Annotated in this window: 22 protein-coding genes; 13 read left to right on the top strand and 9 right to left on the bottom strand. The window is 71.3% G+C overall.

From position 1 onward, the window contains the following. Positions 1–190 precede the first annotated feature (190 nt). A complete protein-coding gene (locus AB0F01_RS09335; RefSeq protein WP_362091656.1) occupies positions 191–1,045 on the top strand; it encodes a lysozyme in 855 nt (284 codons plus the stop codon). 150 nt (positions 1,046–1,195) lie between these two features. On the opposite strand, the gene lon is transcribed toward AB0F01_RS09335, so the two are convergent. Continuing rightward, complete coding sequence (lon, locus tag AB0F01_RS09330; RefSeq protein ID WP_362091653.1) at positions 1,196–3,610, bottom strand: endopeptidase La; 2,415 nt, start codon at positions 3,608–3,610, stop codon at positions 1,196–1,198. A gap of 124 nt (positions 3,611–3,734) precedes the next feature. On the opposite strand from lon, the gene AB0F01_RS09325 reads away from it, so the two are divergent. From AB0F01_RS09325 to AB0F01_RS09295, 7 genes are all read left to right on the top strand, one after another. After that, positions 3,735–4,439: a spermidine synthase gene (locus AB0F01_RS09325; RefSeq protein ID WP_362091650.1), complete on the top strand. Its 705-nt coding sequence runs from the start codon at positions 3,735–3,737 to the stop codon at positions 4,437–4,439. A 125-nt stretch (positions 4,440–4,564) separates the two neighbouring features. Beyond that, on the top strand, positions 4,565–5,299 hold the full coding sequence (locus tag AB0F01_RS09320; RefSeq protein WP_362091647.1) for a response regulator transcription factor: 735 nt from the start codon (positions 4,565–4,567) through the stop codon (positions 5,297–5,299). After that, positions 5,296–6,408, top strand: coding sequence for a HAMP domain-containing sensor histidine kinase (locus AB0F01_RS09315; protein ID WP_362091644.1), 1,113 nt, complete (start codon positions 5,296–5,298; stop codon positions 6,406–6,408). The genes AB0F01_RS09320 and AB0F01_RS09315 overlap by 4 nt, the downstream gene beginning before the upstream one ends. A 291-nt stretch (positions 6,409–6,699) precedes the next feature. Next, complete coding sequence (locus AB0F01_RS09310) at positions 6,700–10,554, top strand: multifunctional oxoglutarate decarboxylase/oxoglutarate dehydrogenase thiamine pyrophosphate-binding subunit/dihydrolipoyllysine-residue succinyltransferase subunit (protein ID WP_362091643.1); 3,855 nt, start codon at positions 6,700–6,702, stop codon at positions 10,552–10,554. 102 nt (positions 10,555–10,656) lie between these two features. Continuing rightward, positions 10,657–10,836 carry a DUF6104 family protein gene (locus tag AB0F01_RS09305; RefSeq protein ID WP_018544467.1) on the top strand — a complete coding sequence of 60 codons (180 nt, stop codon included), beginning with the start codon at positions 10,657–10,659 and terminating at the stop codon, positions 10,834–10,836. Between the two features lie 581 nt (positions 10,837–11,417). Then, the gene (locus AB0F01_RS09300) at positions 11,418–12,353 is read left to right on the top strand and encodes a DUF4097 family beta strand repeat-containing protein (protein ID WP_362091641.1); all 936 of its coding nucleotides are present in this window, start codon (positions 11,418–11,420) and stop codon (positions 12,351–12,353) included. Between the two features lies 1 nt (position 12,354). After that, positions 12,355–13,416, top strand: coding sequence for a helix-turn-helix transcriptional regulator (locus tag AB0F01_RS09295; RefSeq protein ID WP_362091638.1), 1,062 nt, complete (start codon positions 12,355–12,357; stop codon positions 13,414–13,416). 110 nt (positions 13,417–13,526) lie between these two features. Here AB0F01_RS09295 and AB0F01_RS09290 read toward each other — a convergent pair whose 3' ends face one another. The 4 genes from AB0F01_RS09290 to AB0F01_RS09275 form a co-directional block, all read right to left on the bottom strand. Continuing rightward, on the bottom strand, positions 13,527–14,090 hold the full coding sequence (locus AB0F01_RS09290) for a Clp protease N-terminal domain-containing protein (RefSeq protein ID WP_362091635.1): 564 nt from the start codon (positions 14,088–14,090) through the stop codon (positions 13,527–13,529). After that, positions 14,090–14,299: an HTH domain-containing protein gene (locus AB0F01_RS09285; protein ID WP_164336527.1), complete on the bottom strand. Its 210-nt coding sequence runs from the start codon at positions 14,297–14,299 to the stop codon at positions 14,090–14,092. Before AB0F01_RS09285 ends, AB0F01_RS09290 begins: the two co-directional genes overlap by 1 nt. A 159-nt stretch (positions 14,300–14,458) precedes the next feature. Further along, complete coding sequence (locus AB0F01_RS09280; RefSeq protein WP_362091631.1) at positions 14,459–15,424, bottom strand: zinc-binding dehydrogenase; 966 nt, start codon at positions 15,422–15,424, stop codon at positions 14,459–14,461. A 382-nt stretch (positions 15,425–15,806) separates the two neighbouring features. After that, positions 15,807–17,045 carry an NADP-dependent malic enzyme gene (locus AB0F01_RS09275; RefSeq protein WP_362091629.1) on the bottom strand — a complete coding sequence of 413 codons (1,239 nt, stop codon included), beginning with the start codon at positions 17,043–17,045 and terminating at the stop codon, positions 15,807–15,809. 586 nt (positions 17,046–17,631) lie between these two features. On the opposite strand from AB0F01_RS09275, the gene AB0F01_RS09270 reads away from it, so the two are divergent. The 3 genes from AB0F01_RS09270 to AB0F01_RS09260 are packed head-to-tail and all read left to right on the top strand — an operon-like array spanning position 17,632 to position 20,368. Next, the gene (locus tag AB0F01_RS09270; protein WP_362091626.1) at positions 17,632–18,591 is read left to right on the top strand and encodes an ABC transporter substrate-binding protein; all 960 of its coding nucleotides are present in this window, start codon (positions 17,632–17,634) and stop codon (positions 18,589–18,591) included. Between the two features lie 32 nt (positions 18,592–18,623). Beyond that, the gene (locus AB0F01_RS09265) at positions 18,624–19,562 is read left to right on the top strand and encodes an amino acid ABC transporter permease (protein WP_362091623.1); all 939 of its coding nucleotides are present in this window, start codon (positions 18,624–18,626) and stop codon (positions 19,560–19,562) included. Positions 19,563–19,615: 53 nt separating this feature from the next. Continuing rightward, positions 19,616–20,368 carry an amino acid ABC transporter ATP-binding protein gene (locus AB0F01_RS09260; protein ID WP_362092558.1) on the top strand — a complete coding sequence of 251 codons (753 nt, stop codon included), beginning with the start codon at positions 19,616–19,618 and terminating at the stop codon, positions 20,366–20,368. Between the two features lie 186 nt (positions 20,369–20,554). On the opposite strand, the gene AB0F01_RS09255 is transcribed toward AB0F01_RS09260, so the two are convergent. Continuing rightward, entirely contained in the window at positions 20,555–21,319 is a 765-nt protein-coding gene (locus tag AB0F01_RS09255; protein ID WP_362091620.1) for a class I SAM-dependent methyltransferase, read from the bottom strand. 99 nt (positions 21,320–21,418) lie between these two features. Here AB0F01_RS09255 and AB0F01_RS09250 point away from each other — a divergent pair, with 99 nt between their 5' ends. Further along, positions 21,419–22,048, top strand: coding sequence for a CGNR zinc finger domain-containing protein (locus tag AB0F01_RS09250; protein ID WP_362091617.1), 630 nt, complete (start codon positions 21,419–21,421; stop codon positions 22,046–22,048). Here AB0F01_RS09250 and sodX read toward each other — a convergent pair. Next, positions 21,952–22,386, bottom strand: coding sequence for a nickel-type superoxide dismutase maturation protease (gene sodX, locus AB0F01_RS09245; RefSeq protein WP_362091614.1), 435 nt, complete (start codon positions 22,384–22,386; stop codon positions 21,952–21,954). The two genes, AB0F01_RS09250 and sodX, sit on opposite strands and share 97 nt — an antisense overlap. 146 nt (positions 22,387–22,532) lie before the next feature. On the opposite strand from sodX, the gene sodN reads away from it, so the two are divergent. Beyond that, positions 22,533–22,928 (top strand): superoxide dismutase, Ni, encoded by a 396-nt coding sequence (gene sodN, locus AB0F01_RS09240; protein ID WP_004983535.1) that lies wholly within the window; start codon positions 22,533–22,535, stop codon positions 22,926–22,928. Positions 22,929–23,544: 616 nt separating this feature from the next. On the opposite strand, the gene AB0F01_RS09235 is transcribed toward sodN, so the two are convergent. Then, on the bottom strand, positions 23,545–24,141 hold the full coding sequence (locus tag AB0F01_RS09235) for a hypothetical protein (protein WP_362091611.1): 597 nt from the start codon (positions 24,139–24,141) through the stop codon (positions 23,545–23,547). A gap of 3 nt (positions 24,142–24,144) precedes the next feature. Then, positions 24,145–25,773 (bottom strand): cytochrome c oxidase subunit I, encoded by a 1,629-nt coding sequence (gene ctaD, locus AB0F01_RS09230; protein WP_362092555.1) that lies wholly within the window; start codon positions 25,771–25,773, stop codon positions 24,145–24,147. Between the last annotated feature and the right edge of the window lie 135 nt (positions 25,774–25,908).

Genomic DNA, 25,908 nt, shown 5'->3' with positions numbered 1-25,908 from the left:
GGTCGCGGCTTGGCCAGTATTTCGCAGGCGTAGACCAACGGCAGCTCCCGGACTCTTCCCCCCGCTCCGCGTTCCGGCGTGCGCGGCCTCTCCATCAGGCGCCCGAGTGGCATGCCCACACCATGCGAGGCGGGTCACGGTCCGGGGCCCGGCCGACCCCCACCGGCCCACGACCCACGGAGACACGTCCATGCCCCTCCGCAGAACCCGCGCGTCGCGCGCCGCCGGTCCGTCCGGCGTCTCCCGCATACCCCGCACGACCGTCGCGGCGGCGACCCTGCTCGCCCTCCTCTCCCTCCCCCACACCGCCCGGGCGGACGAGCCCGGCCCCGTCGCTCCCCCGCGCGGGTCCGCCCACATGGGCATGGGCGTCGTCGCCCACGACGGCCGCTCGGGAACCCCGCCCGCCGACCGCGCCACCCAGACGGAGGGCGTGGACGTCTCCAGCCACCAGGGCGACGTCGCCTGGCAGACGCTCTGGGACAGCGGCGTGAAGTGGGCCTTCGTGAAGGCCACCGAGGGGACGTACTACCGCAACCCCTACTTCGCGCAGCAGTACAACGGCTCCTACGACGTGGGCATGATCCGCGGCACCTACCACTTCGCGACCCCCGACACGGCGAGCGGGGCCGCCCAGGCGGACTACTTCGTGGACCGCGGCGGCGGCTGGAGCCCGGACGGCAGGACGCTCCCGGGCGCGCTCGACATCGAGTGGAACCCGTACGGCGACGCCTGCTACGGCAAGTCGCAGAGCGGGATGGTGAGCTGGATCCGCGACTTCCTGGACCGCTACCGGGCGCGCACCGGCCGTCATGCCGTGATCTACACGGCGACGAGCTGGTGGAAGCAGTGCACCGGCAACTACGCCGGCTTCGCCTCGACGACCCCGCTGTGGATCGCCCGGTACGCCTCCACGGTCGGTGAACTGCCCGCGGGCTGGGGCGCCTACACGATGTGGCAGTACACCTCGACCGGCCCGACCGTCGGCGACCACAACCGCTTCAACGGCACCGTCGACCGGGTCCGCGCCCTCGCCCAGGGCTGACCCCGCGCGCCTCCCGGCTCCCCGGCCGCACGGGGGGCGCGGGGGTGCGCGGCCGGTCCGCACGCGGCCGGGCGCACGGGTACCGGGACGCACGGAGAGGCCCGGGCCTCCCTCACGAAAACCCGGGCCTCCCCTATCCGGCCACCGCCGTCACACGGCGACCGGAACCTCCGGCGCGGCGCCCTCGGTGGCCGGGGCCAGCGCCAGTTCGAGGACCTGGCGGACGTCGGTGACGGCGTGGACGTCCAGCTTGTCCAGCACTTCCTCGGGCACGTCGTCCAGGTCGGGCTCGTTGCGCTTGGGGATGATCACCGTGGTGATCCCCGCCCGGTGCGCGGCGAGCAGCTTCTGCTTCACCCCGCCGATCGGCAGCACCCGTCCGGTCAGCGAGACCTCACCGGTCATCGCCACGTCGGTGCGGACCAGCCGTCCGGAGAGCAGCGAGGCCAGCGCCGTGGTCATCGTGATGCCGGCGCTCGGGCCGTCCTTGGGCACCGCGCCCGCCGGGAAGTGGATGTGCGCGCCCCGGTCCTTCAGGTCGCCCACCGGCAGCTCCAGCTCGGCGCCTCGGCTGCGCAGGTAGCTCAGGGCGATCTGGGCGGACTCCTTCATCACGTCACCCAGCTGGCCGGTCAGGGTCAGCCCGGCGGCGCCCGTCTCCGGGTCGGCCAGGGACGCCTCCACGTAGAGCACGTCGCCGCCCGCGCCGGTCACCGCGAGCCCGGTCGCCACGCCCGGCACGGAGGTGCGGCGCTCGGCCGGGTCCTGGGCGGACTCGGGCACGTGGTGCGGCCGTCCGATCAGACCGCGCAGGTCGTCGGCGGTGACGGTGAAGGGCAGCTCGCGCTCGCCCAGTTCGTGCTGGGCGGCCACCTTGCGCAGCAGCCGGGCGACGGACCGCTCCAGATTCCGCACGCCCGCCTCGCGGGTGTACTCGCCGGCCAGCTTGCGCAGTGCCCCCTCCTCCAGCGTCACCTCGTCGGGGGCCAGCCCGGCGCGCTCCAGCTGACGCGGGAGCAGGTGGTCGCGGGCGATGACGACCTTCTCGTCCTCGGTGTAGCCGTCCAGCCGGACGATCTCCATGCGGTCCGCCAGGGCCTCCGGGATGGCCTCCAGGACGTTGGCGGTGGCGAGGAAGACGACGTCGGACAGGTCCAGCTCGACCTCCAGGTAGTGGTCCCGGAAGGTGTGGTTCTGCGCCGGGTCGAGGACCTCCAGCAGGGCGGCCGAGGGGTCGCCGCGGAAGTCGGAGCCCACCTTGTCGATCTCGTCGAGCAGCACGACCGGGTTCATCGACCCGGCCTCCTTGATCGCCCGCACGATGCGTCCGGGCAGGGCGCCGACGTAGGTGCGCCGGTGGCCGCGGATCTCCGCCTCGTCGCGGACACCGCCGAGGGCGACCCGGACGAACGTGCGGCCCATGGCGTGGGCGACGGACTCGCCAAGGCTGGTCTTGCCGACGCCGGGCGGGCCCACCAGGGCCAGGACGGCTCCACCGCGACGGCCCCCGACCACACCGAGTCCGCGCTCGGCGCGCCGCTTGCGGACCGCCAGGTACTCGGTGATGCGCTCCTTCACGTCCTGCAGGCCGGCGTGCTCGGCGTCGAGGACCGCCTGGGCGCCCGGGATGTCGTACGCGTCCTCGGTGTGCTCGTTCCACGGCATCTCGAGGACGGTGTCGAGCCAGGTGCGGATCCAGGAGCCCTCGGGCGACTGGTCGGAGGCGCGCTCCAGCTTGTCGACCTCCTTGAGGGCGGCCTCCCGGACCTTCTCGGGCAGGTCGGCGGCCTCCACGCGGGCGCGGTAGTCGTCGGACTCCTCGCCCTCCTGCTCGCCGTTCAGCTCGCGCAGTTCCTTGCGGACGGCCTCCAGCTGGCGGCGCAGCAGGAACTCGCGCTGCTGCTTGTCGACGCCCTCCTGGACGTCCTTGGCGATGGACTCGGCGACGTCCTGCTCGGCGAGGTGGTCGCGCAGCTGCTGGGTGGCCAGCTTCAGCCGGGCCACCGGGTCGGCGGTCTCCAGCAGGGCCACCTTCTGCTCGGTGGAGAGGAAGGGGGAGTAGCCGGAGTTGTCGGCGAGCGCGGAGACGTCGTCGATGGCCTGGACCCGGTCCACGACCTGCCAGGCGCCGCGCTTGCGCAGCCATGCGGTGGCCAGCGCCTTGTACTCCTTGACCAGCTCGGCCACCTGGCCCGGCAGGGGGTCGGGCACGTTCTCCTCGATGCGGGTGCCCTCCACCCACAGCGCCGCGCCCGGTCCGGTGGTGCCGGCGCCGATGCGGACGCGGTCGCGGCCCCGGATCAGGGCGCCGGGGTCGCCGTCGGCCAGTCGTCCGACCTGCTCGACCGTGCCCAGCACGCCGGTGCCGGCGTAGGTGCCGTCCAGGCGCGGGACCAGCAGGACCCGGGGCTTGCCGGGCGTCGACCGGGCGGCGGCCTGGGCCGCTTCCACGGCGGCGCGCACCTCGGAGTCGCTCAGGTCCAGCGGGACCACCATCCCGGGCAGCACGACCTCGTCGTCGAGCGGCAGCACGGGCAGGGCGAGCGATGCGGACTCAGTAGCCATGATCTCCCCTTCGGCAGTCAAGTTGAGTTCTACCGACTCAATGCAGGGGTGCCGCCGAATGTTCCCGGGGCCGTGTTCGCTGTCAGCGATCATCGCCGTGGGGGGGGCCTGCCAAGATGAACGCATGTCCACCCCGTACGTCATCCCCGAAGTCCTGGACCGCCGCGAGGGCCCGTACGGCGAGGTCGTCCTGCGCCGTCACGGGGACCTGCTCCAGATCATCGCGAACGGCTGCTTCCTGATGGACACCTCCGACGGCCGTTCGGAGCGGCTGCTGGTCGACGCGGCGCTGGAGGCGCTGGACGCGGCCGACGCGCGGGCCGGCCGTCCGCCGCGGCCGGGGCCACGCGTCCTGATCGGCGGGCTCGGCGTCGGCTTCTCGCTCGCCCACGCCGCCGGCGGGACGCGGTGGGGAGGCATCACGGTGGTGGAGCGGGAGCCGGCCATCATCGACTGGCACCGCCACGGCCCGCTGGCCGGCCTGTCGGCCGAGGCCCTGGCCGACCCGCGCACCGAGATCGTGGAGACGGACCTGGTGGGGTACGTCCATGAGACGTCCGACACGTTCGACGCGCTCTGCCTCGACATCGACAACGGGCCCGACTGGACCGTCACCGAGGACAACGAGGGCCTCTACACGCCCGCCGGACTGGCGGCGTGCGCGCGGGTGTTGAGGCCGCACGGCGTGCTCGCGGTGTGGTCCGCCAAGCCCTCTCCGGAATTCGAGGGAACCTTGCGGAATGCCGGGTTCCGGCAGGTGCGTACCGAAGAGATCCCCGTTGCCCGGGGCGTTCCCGACGTCGTGCACCTCGCCGTCCGCCCTGGATAGCAAAGCCGCCGCGACTCCCCGTACGCTGCTGCACTGACGCGGGTCCTCCCCGCGTCGATCGCACTCATGGGCAGAGCACGGATTCACCCCACGGTTTCCGGAAAAGCACACTTCAGGGGCGGGCGATGGAGCAGACACAGACCTCCCACAACGGCACGGCGGCCCCCGGCGCGCAGCGCCGGATCCTGGTGGTCGAGGACGACGCGACGATCGTGGACGCCATCGCGACCCGCCTGCGCGCCGAGGGATTCCTGGTGCAAACGGCCGGTGACGGTCCGTCCGCCGTCGACACGGCGGAGGCATGGCAGCCCGACCTGCTGATCCTCGACATCATGCTGCCCGGCTTCGACGGCCTGGAGGTCTGCCGCCGGGTCCAGGCCCAGCGGCCGGTGCCGGTGCTGATGCTGACCGCGCGCGACGACGAGACGGACATGCTGGTCGGCCTCGGCGTGGGCGCCGACGACTACATGACCAAGCCGTTCTCCATGCGGGAGCTGGCGGCCCGCGTGCACGTCCTGCTGCGCCGCATGGAGCGGGCCGCCCTGGCGGCCACCACCCCGCGCAGCGGCATCCTGCGCATGGGCGAGCTGGAGATCGACCACGCACAGCGCAGGGTGCGGGTGCGCAGCGAGGACGTCCACCTGACGCCCACGGAGTTCGACCTGCTGGTGTGCCTGGCGAACACCCCGCGCGCGGTGCTCTCCCGGGAGCAGCTGCTCGCGGAGGTCTGGGACTGGGCGGACGCCTCCGGCACCCGGACCGTGGACAGTCACATCAAGGCGCTGCGCCGGAAGATCGGCGCCGAGCGCATCCGTACCGTGCACGGCGTGGGCTACGCCCTGGAGACGCCCACGCCATGAGCGACGGGCCGGCCGGACGCGGAGGAGCGCGGGGCCCGGAGCCCTGGGGCGGTGTGCGCCCGTTCTCGATCAAGACGAAGCTGGGCGCGCTGGTCGTCGTCTCGGTGCTGATCACCACCGGCCTGTCGGTGATCGCCGTGCACACCAAGACCGAGCTGCGCTTCATCACGGTGTTCTCGATGATCGCGACGCTGCTCATCACCCAGTTCGTGGCCCACTCGCTCACCGCGCCGCTGGACGACATGAACGCCGTCGCCCGGTCCATCTCGCACGGCGACTACACCCGCAGGGTGCGCGAGAACCGCCGGGACGAGCTGGGCGACCTGGCCCAGACGATCAACGCCATGGCCGACGAGCTGGAGGCCCAGGACCTCCAGCGCAAGGAGCTGGTGGCCAACGTCTCGCACGAGCTGCGCACCCCCATCGCGGGGCTGCGCGCTGTGCTGGAGAACATCGTCGACGGCCTCACCGAGGCCGACCCCGAGACCATGCGGACCGCGCTGAAGCAGACCGAGCGGCTGGGACGGCTGGTGGAGACGCTGCTGGACCTGTCCCGGCTGGACAACGGCGTCGTCCCGCTGAAGAGGCGCCGCTTCGAGGTGTGGCCGTACCTGTCGGGCGTGCTGAAGGAGGCCAACATGGTCGCCTCGGCGCGGGCGGGCATGGCGACCGGCTCCGGCAGCCACACGCGGACGGACGTGCACCTGAGCCTGGACGTCTCACCGCCGGAGCTGACCGCGCACGCCGATCCCGAACGCATCCACCAGGTGGTCGCCAACCTGATCGACAACGCGGTCAAGCACAGCCCGCCGCACGGCCGGGTGACGGTGCGGGCCCGGCACGGCGGACAGCCCGGGTCCCTGGAGCTCGAAGTGCTGGACGAGGGGCCCGGCATCCCGCGCACCGAGTGGCACCGGGTCTTCGAGCGGTTCAACCGGGGCAGCGTCAACCGGCCGCACGGTCCGGGCAGCGACGGCGGCACGGGCCTCGGTCTGGCGATCGCCCGCTGGGCCGTCGAACTCCACGGGGGCCGCATCCGGGTGGCCGAATCCGAGCGGGGTTGCCGGATTCTTGTCACTCTTCCAGGAGCCCCCGCCACCCGAGGTTGACGTAGGGTTCGAATCGGAGCCCGATGATCCACCCGCGTTCGCGCTGACGGACACGTGTGAGCAGGGACAAGCTCGTGCACGGGGTGCGCCGGGTCGATGCCGACCTGCCCCCGACCAGGGCCGATAAAGCGGAACCACGCTTGTTTCCCGCCATTTCCCGCGGTGAAACACCCTCCTTGATGTGACTTCCACGACGTTGCACGGGCCCGACCTGACCTTCTCGCGTTCAGGGGCGTAGCCTTGATTCCCGCTGTCCATCATCTTGTGAAGCGGAAGAGGGCGGTTGACGCCGTGTCGCCACAGTCCCCCAGTAACTCGAGCTCCCCCAGCCTCCGGCCGGGCGGAAACCCCACGTCCGACACCGACCAATCCGGGAAGAACCCCGCGGCGGCCTTCGGTGCCAACGAGTGGCTCGTCGACGAGATCTATCAGCAGTACCTCCAGGATCCGAACTCGGTGGACCGAGCCTGGTGGGACTTCTTCGCGGACTACAAGCCGGGCGCGCCCGCGACCTCGGCCCCGGTGAGCAGCACGGCCGCGGCGTCCCAGGGCGCGAACGCGACCGCCCCGGCCAAGCCGGCCGCGCAGGCCCCCGCCGCGAAGCCCCCCGCCGCCCCGGCCCCGCCCGCCCCCGCGAAGGCCCCGGCCCAGGCGTCCGCCCCGGCGAAGGCCGCCCCCGCCGCGAAGCCCGCGCCCGCCCCGGCCAAGCCGGCGCCCGCCGCCGGCGGAGCGAAGGACGGCAAGAACGGCAAGGCCGCCGAGGACACCGACGCGAAGCAGGGGCCCGAGCAGGTCACCCTGCGCGGCCCGTCCGCCGCCGTGGCCAAGAACATGGACGCCTCGCTGGAGCTGCCGACGGCCACGTCCGTGCGCGCGCTGCCGGTGAAGCTGCTGTTCGACAACCGCATCGTCATCAACAACCACCTCAAGCGCGCCCGCGGCGGGAAGATCTCCTTCACGCACCTCATCGGCTACGCCATGGTGCAGGCGATCAAGGCCATGCCGTCGATGAACTACTCGTTCGCGCGGGTGGACGGCAAGCCGACCCTGGTGAAGCCGGAGCACATCAACCTCGGTCTCGCCATCGACCTGGTGAAGCCCAACGGCGACCGCCAGCTCGTCGTCGCGGCGATCAAGAAGGCCGAGACCATGAACTTCTTCGAGTTCTGGCAGGCCTACGAGGACATCGTCCGACGTGCCCGTGACAACAAGCTCACGATGGACGACTTCACCGGCGTCACGGTCTCGCTGACCAACCCCGGCGGCCTCGGCACCGTCCACTCCGTGCCGCGCCTGATGCCCGGCCAGTCGGTGATCCTCGGCGTCGGCTCGATGGACTACCCGGCGGAGTTCCAGGGCACCAGCCAGGACACCCTGAACAAGCTCGGCATCTCCAAGGTCATGACGCTCACGTCGACCTACGACCACCGGGTGATCCAGGGCGCCGCCTCCGGCGAGTTCCTGCGCAACGTGGCGAACCTGCTGCTCGGCGAGAACGGCTTCTACGACGAGATCTTCGAGGCGCTGCGCATCCCCTACGAGCCGGTCCGCTGGCTCAAGGACATCGACGCCTCGCACGACGACGACGTCACCAAGGCCGCCCGGGTCTTCGAGCTGATCCACTCCTACCGGGTCCGCGGCCACGTCATGGCCGACACCGACCCGCTGGAGTACCGCCAGCGCAAGCACCCCGACCTGGACATCACCGAGCACGGGCTCACCCTGTGGGACCTGGAGCGCGAGTTCGCGGTCGGCGGCTTCGCCGGCAAGACCCTGATGAAGCTGCGCGACATCCTCGGCGTGCTGCGCGACTCGTACTGCCGCACCACCGGCGTCGAGTTCATGCACATCCAGGACCCCAAGCAGCGCAAGTGGATCCAGGACCGCATCGAGCGCTCGCACACCAAGCCGGAGCGTGAGGAGCAGCTGCGCATCCTGCGCCGCCTGAACGCCGCCGAGGCGTTCGAGACGTTCCTGCAGACCAAGTACGTCGGCCAGAAGCGCTTCAGCCTGGAGGGCGGCGAGTCCGTCATCCCGCTGCTGGACGCGGTGCTGGACTCGGCCGCCGAGTCCCGGCTGGACGAGGTCGTCATCGGCATGGCCCACCGCGGCCGGCTGAACGTGCTGGCCAACGTGGTCGGCAAGTCCTACGCGCAGATCTTCCGCGAGTTCGAGGGCAACCTCGACCCGAAGTCGATGCACGGCTCCGGCGACGTGAAGTACCACCTGGGCGCCGAGGGGACCTTCACCGGCCTCGACGGCGAGCAGATCAAGGTCTCCCTGGTCGCCAACCCCTCCCACCTGGAGGCGGTGGACCCGGTCCTGGAGGGCGTCGCACGCGCCAAGCAGGACATCATCAACAAGGGCGGCACGGACTTCACGGTCCTGCCGGTGGCGCTGCACGGCGACGCGGCCTTCGCGGGCCAGGGCGTCGTGGCCGAGACCCTGAACATGTCGCAGCTGCGCGGCTACCGCACCGGCGGCACGGTCCACATCGTCATCAACAACCAGGTCGGCTTCACCGCGGCCCCGGAGTCCTCGCGTTCCTCCATGTACGCGACGGACGTGGCCCGCATGATCGAGGCCCCGATCTTCCACGTCAACGGCGACGACCCCGAGGCCGTCGTGCGCGTGGCGCGGCTCGCCTTCGAGTTCCGCCAGGCGTTCAACAAGGACGTGGTGATCGACCTCATCTGCTACCGCCGCCGCGGTCACAACGAGTCCGACAACCCGGCCTTCACCCAGCCGCTGATGTACGACCTGATCGACAAGAAGCGCTCGGTGCGCAAGCTCTACACCGAGTCGCTCATCGGTCGCGGCGACATCACCCTGGAAGAGGCCGAGCAGGCGCTGCAGGACTACCAGGGCCAGCTGGAGAAGGTCTTCACGGAGGTCCGCGAGGCCACCGCGCAGCCCTCCTCCGAGATCGCCTCCGACCCGCAGGCCGAGTTCCCGGTCGCCGTGAACACCGCGGTGTCCTCGGAGGTCGTCAAGCGGATCGCCGCCTCCCAGGTCAACGTCCCCGACCACATCACCGTGCACCCGCGCCTGCTGCCGCAGCTGCAGCGCCGGGCCACGATGGTCGAGGACGGCACCATCGACTGGGGCATGGGCGAGACCCTCGCCATCGGTTCGCTGCTCCTGGAGGGCGTGCCGGTCCGCCTGGCGGGCCAGGACTCCCAGCGCGGCACCTTCGGCCAGCGCCACGCGGTCATCATCGACCGCAGCACCGGCGAGGAGTACACGCCGCTGCAGTACCTCTCCGAGGACCAGGCGCGGCTCAACGTCTACAACTCCCTGCTCTCCGAGTACGCGGCGATGGGCTTCGAGTACGGCTACTCGCTCGCCCGCCCCGACGCGCTGGTGATGTGGGAGGCGCAGTTCGGCGACTTCGTCAACGGCGCGCAGACGGTCGTGGACGAGTTCATCTCCTCGGCCGAGCAGAAGTGGGCCCAGACCTCCGGCGTGGTCCTGCTCCTGCCGCACGGCTACGAGGGCCAGGGCCCGGACCACTCCTCGGCCCGCCCGGAGCGGTTCCTGCAGCTCTGCGCGCAGAACAACATGACGGTCGCCATGCCGACGTCCCCGTCGAACTACTTCCACCTCCTGCGGTGGCAGGTGCACAACCCGCACCACAAGCCGCTGGTCGTCTTCACCCCGAAGTCGATGCTGCGCCTGAAGGCCGCGGCCTCGAAGGCGGAGGAGTTCACCTCGGGCCAGTTCCGCCCGGTCATCGGCGACGACACCGTCGACCCGGCCACGGTCAAGAAGGTCGTCTTCTGCTCCGGCAAGGTCTACTACGACCTCGACGCCGAGCGGAAGAAGCGCGGCGCGACGGACACCGCGATCATCCGCATCGAGCGCCTGTACCCGCTGCCGGGTGCCGAGCTCCAGGCGGAGATCAAGAAGTACCCGAACGCCGAGAAGTACCTGTGGGCCCAGGAGGAGCCGGCGAACCAGGGTGCCTGGCCGTTCATCGCGCTCAACCTGATCGACCACCTCGACCTGGCCGTCGGCGCCGACGTGCCGCACGACGAGCGCCTGCGCCGCATCTCGCGTCCGCACAGCTCGTCGCCCGCGGTGGGCTCCGCCAAGCGCCACCAGGCCGAGCAGGAGCAGCTGGTGCGCGAGGTGTTCGAGGCCTAGTCCCTCGCCCTCACGGGCCGCTTCACGGCTGGGCCGCACCCTCCTTCCGGGGGGTGCGGCCCAGCCGTTTTTCCTGGTCGTCCTCGTCCTATCCTTGTCCTCATGTACTTCACGGACCGTGGCATCGAGGAACTGGAGAAGCGGCGCGGCGAGGAGGAGGTCTCCTTCGAGTGGCTCGCTGAGCAGCTGCGGACCTTCGTCGACCTGAATCCCGACTTCGAGGTCCCGGTGGAGCGCCTGGCCACCTGGCTGGCCCGGCTGGACGACGAGGACGACGAGTAGACGGCGGGGCCCTGGGCCCTCCTGAACTACGGTGCCCGCCCGCGGACCGCGCGGCGGGCACCGATCGATGCGCGCCGCGCCGGTTGTCGGTGCGCTGCGCGGACCTACGCCGCGCCGCACCGGGTTCACGGCGCTGCGCGGATGTGGGTGTTGTACCGCACGGGGTTCACGGCGCTGCTCGGACGGGTGCTGTGCCGCACCGGCTGATGGTGCGCCGCCCGGCGCTGCCAGTCGACGGGCCTCGGGCGCCCTGATCGAGCCGTCTGTGCCTGGACGAACGCTCGCGCGCGGCTGTGCACGCTGCGCCTGCGCCACCTGCGCCACCTGGGCCGCCTGCGCCGCTGCGCCTCTATGGATGCGCTCACACGCGCTCGGCCGTGCCCGCGCCCGCCGACGCACCGCGTGGCGCCGCTTCCCTCCCTTTCCCGCTCCGGTCGGAGCGCTCAAGCGATCAAGTGGCCAAGCGGCCAAGCGGCCAGCGACCACGGATCACCCGGACGAGTGTCTTGGCATTCCCCCAGGGCGCGATATATCGTGAATCACGTAAGACGCGATATGGCGCGTACACAGGAGGCCCCACCATGTCCGAGTGGTCCGTCGCGGAGCCCGCGAAACTCACCTTCGACGAGCCCGTGAGTGAGCTCCGCGTCCGCATCGTCAACGGAACGGTGAACGTCGTGGGCACCGAGGAAGGTTCCGCTCGGCTCCAGGTCTCGGAGATCGAGGGACCGCCCCTGGTCGTCACCCAGCAGGGCGGCACCCTGACCGTGGCGTACGAGGACCTGCCCTGGAAGGGCTTCCTGAAGCTGCTGGACCGCAAGGGCCGGCGCCGGCACGCGGTGGTCTCCCTGGCGGTCCCGGCGCAGGCCCGGATCGAGGTGGGTGTGGTCGGTGCCTCCGCCGTCGTCTCGGGCATCCGGGGCCCGGCCGCGGTGAAGGGCGTCACGGGCGACACGACCCTGGTCTCGCTCTCCGGCCCGGTCCGCGCGGACACCGTCTCCGGCAACCTGGAGGCCCAGGCCGTCACCGGCGACCTGCGGTTCAACTCCGTCTCCGGCGATCTCACCGTCGTCGAGGGCTCGGGCCCCTCCGTCCGGGCCGACTCGGTCAGCGGCTCGATGATCGTGGACCTCGATCCCCACGGCCCCACCGACGTCGGCCTGACCAGCGTCTCGGGCGAGATCGCGATCCGCCTCCCCGACCCGGCGGACGCCGACGTCGAGGCGAACACGGCGAGCGGCGCCGTCTCCAACGCCTTCGACGACCTGCGGGTACAGGGCCAGTGGGGCGCCCACAAGATCACCGGGCGGCTCGGCGCGGGCACGGGCAAGCTGCGGGCCACCACCGTCTCCGGGTCCATCGCCCTGCTGCGGCGTCCCGGCGCGGACGAGGAGGGCGCGCCGGGGGACGCCGCCCCTCCGGACGGCGGGGACGCCGGTGACGCCCCGGCTCCCGCACCCGGCGACGCTCCGACCGACGGCTCGGCCGACGGCCCCACCGAGAAGAAGGTGCTCTGACATGCCCCCCGTCTTCGCCCACGGACGCCTCCGCCTCTACCTGCTGAAGCTGCTGGACGAGGCACCGCGCCACGGCTACGAGGTGATCCGCCTCCTCGAGGAACGCTTCCAGGGGCTGTACGCGCCCTCGGCGGGCACCGTCTACCCGCGCCTGGCCAAGCTGGAGGCGGAGGGCCTGGTCACCCACACCACCGAGGGTGGCCGCAAGGTCTACTCCATCACGGATGCCGGCCGCGCCGAACTGGCCGACCGCAGCGGCGAACTGGCCGACCTGGAGCTGGAGATCCGCGAGTCGGTCGCGGAACTGGCCGCCGAGATCCAGGCGGACGTCCGGGGTGCGGCGGGCGCCCTGCGGCGCGAGGTGCGGGCAGCAGCGAACAAGGCCCGCCAGGGCGCGTCCCCGGGCGGCCAGGAGGACGCCCCGTTCGCGGACTTCCCGGGCCTGGGCGACTCGGAGGCGTGGCGCGCCGCCAAGGAGGAGATGCGCCGCGCCAAGCAGGAGTGGCGGGAGCAGGCCCGCCGGGCCAAGGACGAGAGCCGCCGCGCCCGGGAGGAGGCCCAGCGGGCCCGGCGCCAGGCGAAGGAGGCGCAGGACCGTGCCAGGGAGCAGGCCCAGGAAGAGGTGCAGCGCATCGCGCGCCGCGTCCAGGAGCAGGTGCAGGGTCACTTCTCCCGGGGCGACTGGCCGACGGGGCTGCGTGAGGGCCTGACCGAGCTGGCCAAGGAGATGGGCGACCTCGGCAAGGACCTCGGCAGGGATCTGGGCAAGGACTTCGGGTTCGGCAAGGAGAGCGACGTTCCGCCGGCGGACCGGCCGGCGTACTCCGACACCCCGGAGGACTTCCCCGCCACCTACACCCCGCCGTGGGTCCACGAGGGGGCGACGGAGACCACCGGTGATCCCGGCCGGGACCTGGACCGGCTGCTGGACCGCTTCCGGGACGACATCCGCGACGCGGCCCGCGACCACGGGATCACCGAGGACCAGCTCCGGGACACCCGCCGCCACCTCTCGACGGCAGCGGCCCACATCGGGGCCCTGCTGCGCAGCCCCCGGAGCTGACGGGACGGCAGCGGCCCGGCCCGCCGGGGCCGGGCGCCCGCCTCGGCCCGCCCCGGCCCGGATCAGCAGGTGTCAGTCCGTGTCCGTCAGCCCGTGTCCGTCGGTCCGCCTCAGCCCGCTTTGGCCTCGCCGCCCCCGTACAGCACCCGGGTCAGGGACGCGTAGGTCACCCCGTGGTCGGCGAGCACCTCGGCGGGCACGCCGGGGCGCGCGGTCAGCGCGAGGAGCAGGTGCTCGTCGCCGATGGCGCGGTCGCGGTGGGCGGTGGCGGCTCGCAGCGCACCCGTGAGGGCCTCCTTGGCGTCCCGGGCGAAGGGCCGGTGCCCCGACCGCCGCCCACGGCCCCGCCGGTCACCGGACATCGCCCCGACGCCGTGCGCGTCCTCCACCCGGGCCACGATCTCCGACACGTCGATCCCCAGCCCGGCGAGGGCTTCCGTCTCGGCCTGGGTGAGCCCCGCCCGGCGTCGCGCCTCCTCCAGCGCCGCCCGCACCGACTCCCTGCTCGCCGCCGGCGCGAGAGCGCTCAGCGCGAAGGAACCCCGGCTGCCCTCCCGCTCCAGCAGGGCGAGCAGGAGGTGCTCGGCGGTGACGGCCGACGCCCCCGCCTCCTCGCTCTGCCGGACCGCCTCCTTGACCACGGCGCGGGCATCCTTCGTGAACCGTTCGAACATCAATGCCTCCCGTATTTCTTGTGCACGGCCTGCCTGCTGACGCCGAGCTCGCCGGCGATCTCCTGCCACGACCAGCCCTGGTTGCGGGCGTTGCGCACCTGGACGGCCTCCAGTTGCTCCAGCAGGCGACGCAGCGCGGCGACGGCCCGCAGCCCCACCCTCGGATCGCGGTCACCGGCCCGCGCGGCCAGATCGGTTGCCTCACTCATACTGTCAACTTACGTTGACACCTCAGCCATGTCAACCGAAGTTGACAGCCGGGGAGGCATCCCACCACGCCGATGCGGAGAACGCCGACGGCCGGCCCGGAGGAGCCGGGCCGGCCGTGACGAGCGGTAGTGCGGCACCGGGGCGGCTCCGTGCGGGGATCAGGGGGCGGTGAGCACGATCTTCCCGAACTGGTCGCCGGACGCCATGCGTTCGAAGCCCTCCCGGGCCCGGTCCATGGGCAGGACCTCGTCGATCACCGGACGCACCCCCGTGGCGGCGCAGAACGCGAGCAGGTCCTCCAACTCGTCCTTGGTGCCCATGGTGGACCCGACGACCTTGAGCTCCAGGAAGAAGATCCGGGTCAGTTCGGCGTGGGAGGGCCGGTCACCACTGGTGGCACCGGAGATCACCAGGGTGCCGCCGGGCCGCAGCGACTTCACCGAGTGGGACCAGGTCGCGGCACCCACGGTCTCGATGACGGCGTCCACCCGCTGCGGGAGCCGCGCACCGGACTCCAGCGCCTCCACCGCACCCAGTTCCACCGCCCGCTTGCGCTTGGCCTCGTCCCGGCTGGTGGCGAAGACCCGCAGCCCGGCGGCCTTGCCGAGCACGATCGCGGCCGTGGCGACTCCCCCGCCCGCGCCCTGCACCAGCACCGAATCACCGGGCCGGACCCCGGCGTTGGTGAACAGCATCCGGTACGCGGTCAGCCAGGCGGTGGGCAGACAGGCGGCCTCCTCGAAGGAGAGCTCCTTGGGCTTGGGCAGCACGTTCCAGGTGGGCACGGCGACCTGCTCGGCAAAGGTTCCCTGGTAGCGCTCGGTCAGGATCGACCGGGGCTCCTTCGGGCCCACCCCGTGACCGGTCTGCCCGATCACCGAGTGCAGGACGACCTCGTTGCCGTCCTCGTCGATCCCGGCGGCGTCGCAGCCGAGGATCATCGGCAGCTTGTCGTCGGTGAGACCGACGCCGCGCAGGGACCACAGGTCGTGATGGTTGAGGGAGGCGGCCTTGACCGTGACGGTGCTCCAGCCTGGACGGGCCTCGGGAGCCGGGCGCTCTCCCGACTCCAGACCGGAGAGCGGCTGGTCGCGGTCGATTCGGGCGGCGTAGACAGCGAACATGACCTTGACCCTAGGGTCCGCGGGGCACTGAAGGAACAGCCCCGCGTTGTGAGACACGCCCTGTTGCGCCGACAGGGGCGGCCGGGTGTGCGGTGCGTGTGCCCTGCCGGGCGTGCGGTCCGTGTGCCCCGCCGGGCGGTGCGCCCGGCGCCCGCCCCGGCCGCCGTCCGGGCCGGCGCCCCGGCCGGCGCCCCGGTCGGCGCCACAGCCGCCCCCGGCCCGCCGCGCGCGACCCGGGACCACCCGGTCGGCCCAGCCGCCGACCGGAGAGACGGCACCCGCCCGGAGCACCCGTCCGGAGCACCCGCCGGAGACGGCGATCGGCCCCGTCCACCCGGGACGGGGCCGATCTCGCTCTCTCGACCGTGCACGCCGGGGCGCGTCAGCGGCGGGCCACTCCCTCGGCCCGCGCGGCCGCCGCCACCGCCGCCGTCACGGCGGGCGCGACCCGCTCGTCGAACGGCGACGGGATGACGTAGTCGGCGGCGAGGTCGTCACCGACCACCGACGCCAGCGCCTCGGCGGCCGCGAGCTTCATGCCCTCGGTGATGCGCGAGGCGCGCACCTGCAGGGCCCCGGCGAAGATGCCCGGGAACGCCAGCACGTTGTTGATCTGGTTCGGGAAGTCCGAGCGCCCGGTGGCCACCACGGCCGCGTACTTGTGCGCGACCTCCGGGTGGACCTCCGGGTTGGGGTTGGCCATGGCGAAGACGAACGCGCCCTGCGCCATCGACGCCACCGCGGGCTCCGCCACCGTGCCGCCGGACACGCCGATGAACACGTCGGCGCCCTCCAGGGCGTCCTCCAGCGTGCCGGAGATGCCGGCCTTGTTGGTGAACGAGGCCACCTCCGCCTTGATCGGCGTGAGGTCGTCCCGGTCCCGGGAGACGACGCCCTTGCGGTCGGCGACCGCGACGTCCCCGATGCCGGCCTCGATCAGCATCTTCGCGATCGCGACACCCGCCGCGCCGGCGCCCGAGATGACGGCCCGCAGGTCGCCGAGGGGGCGCCCGCTGAGCCGCGCGGCGTTGCGCAGGGCCGCCAGCGTCACGACGGCCGTGCCGTGCTGGTCGTCGTGGAAGATCGGGATGTCCAGGCGCTCCTGCAGCCGGCGCTCGATCTCGAAGCACCGGGGCGCCGAGATGTCCTCCAGGTTGACCCCGCCGAAGGAGGGGGCCATCCGGACCACGGTCTCGACGATCTCGTCGACGTCGGTGCAGTTCAGTGCGATGGGAACGGCGTCCACACCGCCGAACTGCTTGAACAGGATCGCCTTGCCCTCCATCACCGGGAGGGAGGCCTCGGGACCGATGTCGCCGAGCCCGAGCACGGCCGTCCCGTCGGTCACGACGGCGACGACGGACGACTTCCAGGTGTAGTCGTGGACGAGGTCCGGCTGCTCGGCGATCGCGCTGCACACCTTCGCGACGCCGGGCGTGTACGCCAGGGACAGATCGTCCTTGTCGCGGATCGGCACGGTGGCCTGCACAGCCATCTTGCCGCCGCGGTGCAGCGCGAACGCCGGGTCGAAGGACTCCAGGGGCTCCGCCCCTGAACCCTCCTCGTTCTGCCCGTCCCGGCTTTCGCTGTCGCTGCGAGGATTGACAATCTCCGCTGCCACTAGGTTTTACCCCTTAATTGTTCATGGTTTGAGGGTTTGCCACTCCTGGTGAGGGGTGGGCAGGGCCGCGCAAGGCCCGATGGTGGATACGTACGGGCCGGGCGCGACGGGCGCGCCGCACACGCGCCCTGAGCCCCGGATGAGGGGTGTAAAGAACCTTCTTACCGGACGGACGCCACCGAGGACGAGTCCATAACGCGAAGGTCACAGACCGGCGCCGGGATTCATCGACTGATTTCAGGACAAGACCTGGACAAACAAGCGGCAACCGGTCGCGGGGCGCCAAACGAGGCGGGGCCCGCCTCCCGATCTCCCGTTGCACCGAAGATCTTCCGGCCGGAATGAAAGATTCCCGCAGACTGTCCGGCCGTGTTGTACCGGAGTGGTGCGGTTCGAGTGTGACCCGTTATCCGATTTTGACATGGCTGGCCCCCTGAATGGCCCAGTCCGAATGGCAAGATGCCGTAATCACACGGGGTCGCGACACTCGAAGACGTGTGTTGTTCTCGACCTGCGGCGTCGTCGATGCCCATCGGCGACGGCCTCGACCCCATCGGCACTCCACCCATCCGCCGGAGGAACCACCATGACCGCAAGCACCACCCGTCGTACCACCGCCGCGCGCTCCCGGACTGCCGCGGTCGGCGCGATCGCGGTCGCAGGCGCACTGCTTCTCACCGGCTGCGGTGACCAGACCAAGGACAACGGCTCCAGCAGCGGCGACACCAAGACCAGCACCGCCCCGCTGGCCGACGAGCTGCCCCAGTCGATCCGCGACAAGGGCGTCATCAAGGTCGGGTCGGACATCGCCTACGCTCCGGTCGAGTTCAAGGACAGCTCCGGCAAGGTCGTCGGCATCGACCCCGACATCGCCGCGGCCATGGGCAAGCAGCTCGGTGTGACGTTCGAGTTCGAGAACGGCACCTTCGACACCCTGATCACGGGTCTGCGCTCCAAGCGCTACGACATCGCCATGTCCGCGATGACGGACAACGCGGACCGTCAGAACGGTGTCGACCCCGCGACCGGCAAGAAGGTCGGTGAGGGCGTCGACTTCGTCGACTACTTCACGGCCGGCGTGTCGATCTACACCAAGAAGGGCGACGACCAGGGCATCAAGGACTGGTCCGACCTGTGCGGCAAGAAGATCGTGCTGCAGCGCGGCACCGTCTCCGAGGACCTCGCCAAGGCCGAGGCGAAGAAGTGCCCCGCCGACAAGAAGCTCACCATCGAGCGCTTCGACAACGACCAGCAGGCCCAGACCCGCCTGCGCGCGGGCGGCGCGGACGCCGGTTCCTCCGACTTCCCGGTGGCGGCCTACGCCGTGAAGACCTCCGGCGGCGGCAACGACTTCCAGATCGTCGGCGAGCAGGTCGAGGCGGCGCCGTACGGCATCGCGGTCGCCAAGAACAACACCGAACTGCGGGACGCCCTCAAGGCCGCGCTGGACGCCATCATCGAGAACGGCGAGTACCAGAAGATCCTGGAGAAGTGGGGCGTCACGGACGGCGCGATCAAGGAAGCCACCATCAACGGTGGCAAGTGACCGCGAGCGAGCGGCACTGAAAGGCACTACCCGTGACTGTTGACATCGACAAGACGACGGGACCGGACGGGAAGCCCCCGGCCGGTCCGGAGGCCATCAAGGCCATTCCGGTCCGGCACTACGGGCGGTACGTCACCGCCGTCATCGCCCTGGTCCTGCTGGGCAGCATCGTCTACGCGTTCTCCCAGGGCAAGATCAACTGGGGCGCCATCCCGGACTACTTCTTCAACGACCGCATCATCGCCGGTGTCGGCAACACCCTGTTGCTGACCGTGCTGGCCATGGCGATCGGCATCGTCGGCGGCGTGATCCTGGCCGTCATGCGGCTGTCGAGGAACCCGGTGACGTCGGCGATCGCCTGGTTCTACATCTGGTTCTTCCGCGGTACGCCGGTCCTGGTGCAGCTGATCGTCTGGTTCAACCTGGGGCTGGTGTTCGAGTACATCAACCTCGGGCCGTTCTACCGGGACGAGTGGTCGGACTTCATGACCCCGCTCCTGACGGCGCTGCTGGGCCTCGGCCTCAACGAGGCCGCGTACATGGCGGAGATCTGCCGTGCGGGTCTGCTCTCGGTGGACGAGGGCCAGACCGAGGCGTCGCACGCGCTGGGCATGAGCCACGCGAAGACCCTGCGCCGGATCGTCATCCCGCAGGCCATGCGCGTGATCGTGCCGCCCACCGGCAACGAGGTCATCAACATGCTGAAGACGACCTCGCTGGTGTCCGTGGTGCAGTTCTCCGAACTGCTCCGCGTGGCGCAGGACATCGGCCAGACCTCCGGTTCCCCGGCCGAGATGCTGTTCCTAGCCGCTGCCTGGTACCTGCTGCTGACGTCGGTCTTCAGCGTCGGCCAGTACTACCTGGAGCGCCACTACGCCCGCGGTTCCACCCGGCAGCTGCCGCCCACGCCCCTGCAGAAGGTCAAGGCGAACCTGCTGTCCCTCGGCCGCCCGAACGGAGGCCAGGCATGATCCAGAAGAAGCAGTCGTCCGCGCCGACGCCCCAGCGGGACCCGAGTGTCCCGATGGTCAAGGCGGAGGGCGTCCACAAGTCCTTCGGCGCCGTCGAGGTCCTCAAGGGGATCGATCTGGAGGTCAAGTGCGGTGAGGTGTTCTGCCTCATCGGACCCTCCGGCTCCGGCAAGTCGACCTTCCTGCGGTGCATCAACCACCTGGAGAAGATCAACGCCGGCCGCCTCTACGTCGACGGCGAGCTGGTCGGCTACCGCCAGAAGGGCGACAAGCTCTACGAGCTCAAGGACAGCGAGGTCGCGCTCAACCGCCGGGACATCGGCATGGTGTTCCAGCGCTTCAACCTGTTCCCGCACATGACCGCGCTGGAGAACGTCATCGAGGCGCCGGTGCAGGTCAGGGGCGCCAACAAGGCGGAGGCCAAGGAGCGCGCGATGCAGCTCCTGGAGCGCGTGGGGCTCGGCGACAAGGCCAGGAACTACCCCTCGCAGCTCTCCGGCGGCCAGCAGCAGCGGGTGGCCATCGCCCGGGCGCTGGCCATGGAGCCCAAGCTGATGCTGTTCGACGAGCCGACGTCGGCGCTCGACCCGGAGCTGGTGGGTGACGTCCTCGACGTCATGCGCGACCTCGCCGAGTCGGGCATGACCATGGTCGTGGTCACCCACGAGATGGGCTTCGCCCGCGAGGTGGGCGACAGCCTGGTCTTCATGGACGGCGGCGTGGTCGTCGAGTCCGGCAACCCGCGGGACGTGCTGACCGACCCGCAGCACGAGCGCACGAAGTCGTTCCTGTCCAAGGTCTTCTAGGACCGACCGCGAACGGACGGACGCGCACGACCCGCGGCGCCGCACGGCAAGCGCGGACCCGCACGGCGAGCGCAGACCCGCACAGCAGATGCGGAGCCCGCGACGGCGAGGCCGGTCGCGCACGGCGCGAGGGGCGGTACGGATCTCCGTACCGCCCCTTCCGCGTTCACCGGCCGGCCCGGCCGCTCACTTCAGCGCGAGCAGCAGGGTGTCCGAGGGCGAGCACCACACCGGGCGGGTCTCGGTGAAGCCCTTGTCCCGCAGGGTGCGCGCGTGCCACTCGGCCGAGGGCGTGTCCCCCTCGGCGTGCTCCCCGTAGATCTCGAAGCGGCGGGCGGTGGGACCGGCGAGGACCGGGTCCTTCGCGGCGAGCTGCCACCATTCGGCCCAGTCCAGGGCGCCGTCCCGCCTGGCCTGATCCATGCGCGCGTGCCGCAGGGCACGTTCGGCCGCGTTGATCCGGGGCGTCGTCTCGTCGATCATGTGGTCGGCGTTCATGAAGACGCCGCCGTCGCGCACCAGGTCCGCGAGGTGTCCGTAGAGGTCGGCGAGGGGTTCCCGGTGGAGCCAGTGGAGGGCGGTCGCGGTGAGGACGGCGTCGTAGGTGTCGTGCGGCAGTCCGGCCGGCCAGTCGGGGTCCTTGAGGTCGGCCGTGACGAAGGTGACCCGGTCGTCGCCTGCGAAGGTGCCCTCGGCGATCGCCAGCAGCGCGGGGTCGAGGTCGACGCCGGTGCTGGTGGCTCCGGGGAACCGGTCGAGCAGCCGGGCGGTGATGCTGCCGGTGCCGCACGCCAGGTCCAGGACGCGCGGCGAGGTGCCGACGAGGGCCTCCACCATGTCGAGCATGACCCGGAACCGCTCCTCACGGTCGGGCATGTACCACTCCTGCTGCCGGTCCCAGCTCTCCTGCCAGGCCCGCCAGTCGGTGGCGGCGGTGGGTGTGTCCGTCATCGAGCCCCTCCTCGCATCCGTCACGTAATACCCTGAAGGCACGATCGTCCGTTACCTGACCGCAGGCACGACCCTAGAGCTCCGCCGTAAGGACTACAAGTGGAACTGGCCTATTACTCGGATTTCGCCGTCCGGCTCGTCAACACCGAGGAGCCGGCCCGGGGGAAGGACACGCTGACCTCCGTCGACGCGATCCGGGGCCTGTTCGGGACCAACCAGTCCGCGGCCCGCCGCGCGACCGAGGCCGACCTGACCCGCTTCCGCTCCGTCCGTGGGCGGCTCCGCTCGGTCTTCGAGGCGGCGGACGACGGCGACGAGACCCTCGCCGTGGACCTGCTGAACTCGCTGCTGCTGGAGTTCCCGGTCAGCCCGCAGATCTCCGGACACGACGTGCGGGACGACGACGGACGCCCGCTGTGGCACATGCACCTGGCCGACCACCCGTCCAACGCGACCGCCGGGTATGCCGCCATCGCCGCGATGGGCCTGGCCTTCCACCTCACGGAGTACGGAGTGGACCGGCTCGGCCTGTGCGAGGCTCCGCCGTGCCGCAACGCCTACCTGGACACCTCCACCAACCGCTCCCGCCGCTACTGCTCCGACCGCTGCGCGACGCGCGCCAACGTGGCCGCCTACCGCGCCCGCAAGCGCCTGGAGGGCACGCGGGCGGACAGCACGGGCCGGGCCGCCGAGAGCGCCCAGCCCGCGAGCGCCAGCGGCGAGCGCTGACCGGTCCCGCGCGGCCGGTACCGCAGGCGCACCCTGCCGAGCACCAGCTCGTCGGGCACCGTCCCGTAGTCGGTGCTGTCGCCGCCCGCGTAGGTGTTGTCCCCGCGCACCCACCAGCCGCCCTCGCGCCGTTCGACGGCCCGCTTGACGACCAGCAGGTCCTGCTGGAACGGGTGGCGCAGCACCACCACGTCACCCGGCCGGACCCGCGCCCCGTAGTGGACCAGGAGCCGGTCCCCGTGGTGCAGCGTGGGGACCATGGACGGCCCCGTCACCTCGGCCACCCCGAAGGGCAGCGGCGCCCCCGACCGCTCGGCGTCCCGCAACGGCTCCGGCATCCTCCGGCACCTCCCCGGTCTCTTCCTCCATCACTCCCAGTCTCACCCCGGACTTTTGTCCTAAGCCCGCGGGGGCACCCGCCAAAAGCCCTCGGCCACGGAGTAATGTCCAGTGTGAGAAGACGATCACGAGGAAGGAATGCTCCATGCTTTCCCGCCTGTTTGCCCCCAAGGTCAAGGTCAGCGCCCACTGCGACCTGCCCTGCGGCGTGTACGACCCTGCCCAGGCCCGCATCGAGGCGGAGTCCGTGAAGGCCGTCCAGGAGAAGATGGCCGGCAACGACGACCCGCACTTCCAGGCGCGCGCCACCGTCATCAAGGAGCAGCGTGCCGAGCTGGCCAAGCACCACGTCTCCGTGCTGTGGAGCGACTACTTCAAGCCCCCGCACTTCGAGAAGTACCCGGAGCTGCACCAGCTCGTCAACGACACCCTGAAGGCGCTGTCCGCCGCCAAGGCGTCCACCGACCCGGCGACCGGCCAGAAGGCCCTCGACTACATCGCCCAGATCGACAAGATCTTCTGGGAGACCAAGAAGGCCTGATCTCGGGTCATACCCCCTGACCTGCGCTTCCTTCGGTCGCCTGGTCACCCTGTCCGCACCCGGTCCGCGGGCCGCCCACCACGGCGTCCCTGACGGTCCGGGTGCGGTCTTCTTCGCCCTGCCACCGGTGGGCGCGGGTCCGCGGTGTGATGACGGCGTTCCCGTGGCCGAGGGCGACCCCGAGAGCGACGGTCGCGACCCCGAGACCGGCGGTCGCGGGCCTGAGAGCGACGGTCGCGGGCCTGAGAGCGACGGTCGCGGTCCTGAGAGCGGCGGTCGCGGGCTCGATCAGGTGGACACCCCGGGCCGCACGCCAGCCCGCGACGCCTTCTCCGTGAAGATCGCCAACCGGCAGAGGGGCAGCAGCCGTGGCGCTCCTGGCTGAACACGGAGCCGAGGAGGGCCTGATCCGGCCGTCGGTCGTGACCCCGTCCGGCCGGTGGGGCCTCGTGGGTCTCGGGTTCACGAAGGGGTCCGTCCGCCGATGCGGGCGGGCCCCTTCGCGCCGTCCGGAAGCAGTGCGCCGCGACGGACGGCGGTGCCCGCACCGCAGGCGGGACGGGCGGTGCCCGCACGGCAGGCGGGACGGCGGGCCGTACGGGAGGGCTCCGCGCCGTCAGCCGCTGCCGCTGCCACTGCCACTGCCACTGCCGCCCGGGCCTTCCCGGCTGCCGCCGTCCCGGACGTGACGGACGGCGGACGTCAGGAGGAGGGTGACGATCAGAGCCGGGACCGCGGTCGCCGTCACCGGCCACCACGTGCCGCCGTCCGGCCCCGTCGGCAGGGTGGCCGACAGGCCGACGGCCACCACCGTACCCGCGGTGAGCAGGGCCGTCGCGACGAGGGCGGCGACGACCGCGCGGGACGTCCGCCGGCGCGCGGGCGGAAGGGGGCCCTGGCCCAGCCGCGCCCACTGGCCCGCCGCCTCCCGCGCCTCACCCGCCCGGCGCACTGCCGCGCACAGCCGCAGCGCGCCGGTGGCCACGACCCCGGTGGCGGTCACCGTGGCCGCCGGCCACCATGCCGTGGCCGTCAGGAGCAGCAGGGCGGCGCCGCCGAGCGTGGCCCACCCGGTCAGGGTGGCGAGGGCGGCGGTCCGGCGGGAGGGCGGCCGGTCGGGGCCGGCGCGCAGGTCGACGAGGGCCGGCAGGTACCAGACGCAGCCGGATGCGGTCACCACGGCACAGCCCAGGGCGAGAACGGAGTGCGCCACGGCTCACCTCGCCGTCGCCGCCGCGGTGACCTCCGGGTGGTGGAGGTCGAACGCCGGGGATTCGCTGCGGATCTGCGGGAGCGAGGTGAAGTTGTGCCGCGGAGGCGGGCACGAGGTGGCCCACTCCAGCGACCGGCCCCAGCCCCACGGGTCGTCGACGCCGACCGGCTTGCCGTACTTGGCGGTCTTCCACACGTTGTAGAAGAACGGCAGCAGCGACAGGCCGAGCAGGAACGACCCGATGGTGGACAGGGTGTTCAGGGCGGTGAAGCCGTCGGCGGCGAGGTAGTCCGAGTAGCGGCGCGGCATCCCCTCCGCGCCCAGCCAGTGCTGGACCAGGAAGGTCAGGTGGAAGCCCACGGTCAGGGTCCAGAAGGAGATCTTGCCGAGCCGCTCGTCGAGCATCTTCCCGGTGAACTTGGGCCACCAGAAGTGGAATCCGGCGAACATCGCGAAGACCACCGTGCCGAACACCGTGTAGTGGAAGTGCGCGACGACGAAGTAGGAGTCGGTCAGGTGGAAGTCCATGGGCGGTGAGGCCAGGATGACGCCGGTCAGGCCGCCGAACACGAAGGTCGTCAGGAAGCCCAGGGTCCACAGCATCGGGGTCTCGAACGACAGGCTGCCCTTCCAGAGGGTGCCGATCCAGTTGAAGAACTTCACGCCGGTCGGCACCGCGATCAGGAACGTCATGAACGAGAAGAAGGGCAGCAACACCCCACCCGTGGTGTACATGTGGTGCGCCCACACGGTCACCGAGAGGCCGGCGATGGCGATCGTCGCCCCGATCAGGCCCATGTAGCCGAACATCGGCTTGCGGGCGAACACCGGGATCACCTCGGAGACGATGCCGAAGAACGGCAACGCGAGGATGTACACCTCGGGGTGGCCGAAGAACCAGAACAGGTGCTGCCACAGCAGGGCCCCGCCGTTCGCCGCGTCGAAGACGTGGCTGCCGAACCGGCGGTCGCACTCGAGCGCGAACAGGGCCGCCGCGAGGACCGGGAACACCATCAGCACCAGCAGGGCCGTCAGCAGCACGTTCCAGGTGAAGATCGGCATGCGGAACATCGTCAGGCCGGGGGCGCGCATGCAGATGATCGTGGTGATGAAGTTGACCGCGCCCAGGATCGAACCGAACCCGGACAGGGCCACCCCCATGATCCACAGGTCGGCGCCGATGCCGGGCGAGTAGACCTCGTTGGAGAGCGGCGCGTAGAGGAACCACCCGAAACTGGCGGCCCCGTCCGGCGTCAGGAACGCGGAGGCGGCGATCAGCGAGCCGAACAGGAACAGCCAGAAGGCGAGCATGTTCAGCCGGGGGAACGCCACGTCCGGGGCGCCGATCTGCAGCGGCATGATCCAGTTGGCGAAGCCGGTGAACAGCGGCATGGCGAACATCAGCAGCATGATCGAGCCGTGCATGGTGAACGCCTGGTTGAACTGCTCGTTGGAGAGGATCTGCAGGCCGGGCCGGGCCAGTTCGGCGCGCATGAACAGGGCCAGCACCCCGCCGAGGACGAAGAAGCCGAGCGCGCTGACCAGGTACAGCGTGCCGATCCTCTTGTGGTCGGTGGTCGTCAGCCAGTCCACCCACGAGGCCCTGCGCTCGGTCCCCGGAGCGCCGTCCACCCCCGGTGCCTCCCCCTGAGGCACCGGGCGGGGCCGCTCGTCCACCGCGCTCGTCGCCTGCGTCGTTCGTATCTCGTCCACCGGACGTCGTCCTCCCCATCGGATTCGGGCGGACTCATGATCGACGGGGCGCCG

Origin of the sequence: Streptomyces sp. NPDC029526, assembly GCF_040637405.1 — a bacterium.
Lineage (GTDB): Bacteria > Actinomycetota > Actinomycetes > Streptomycetales > Streptomycetaceae > Streptomyces.
The sequence above is the reverse complement of the archived record's forward strand: the minus strand, read 5'-3'. Positions and strand labels throughout refer to the sequence as shown.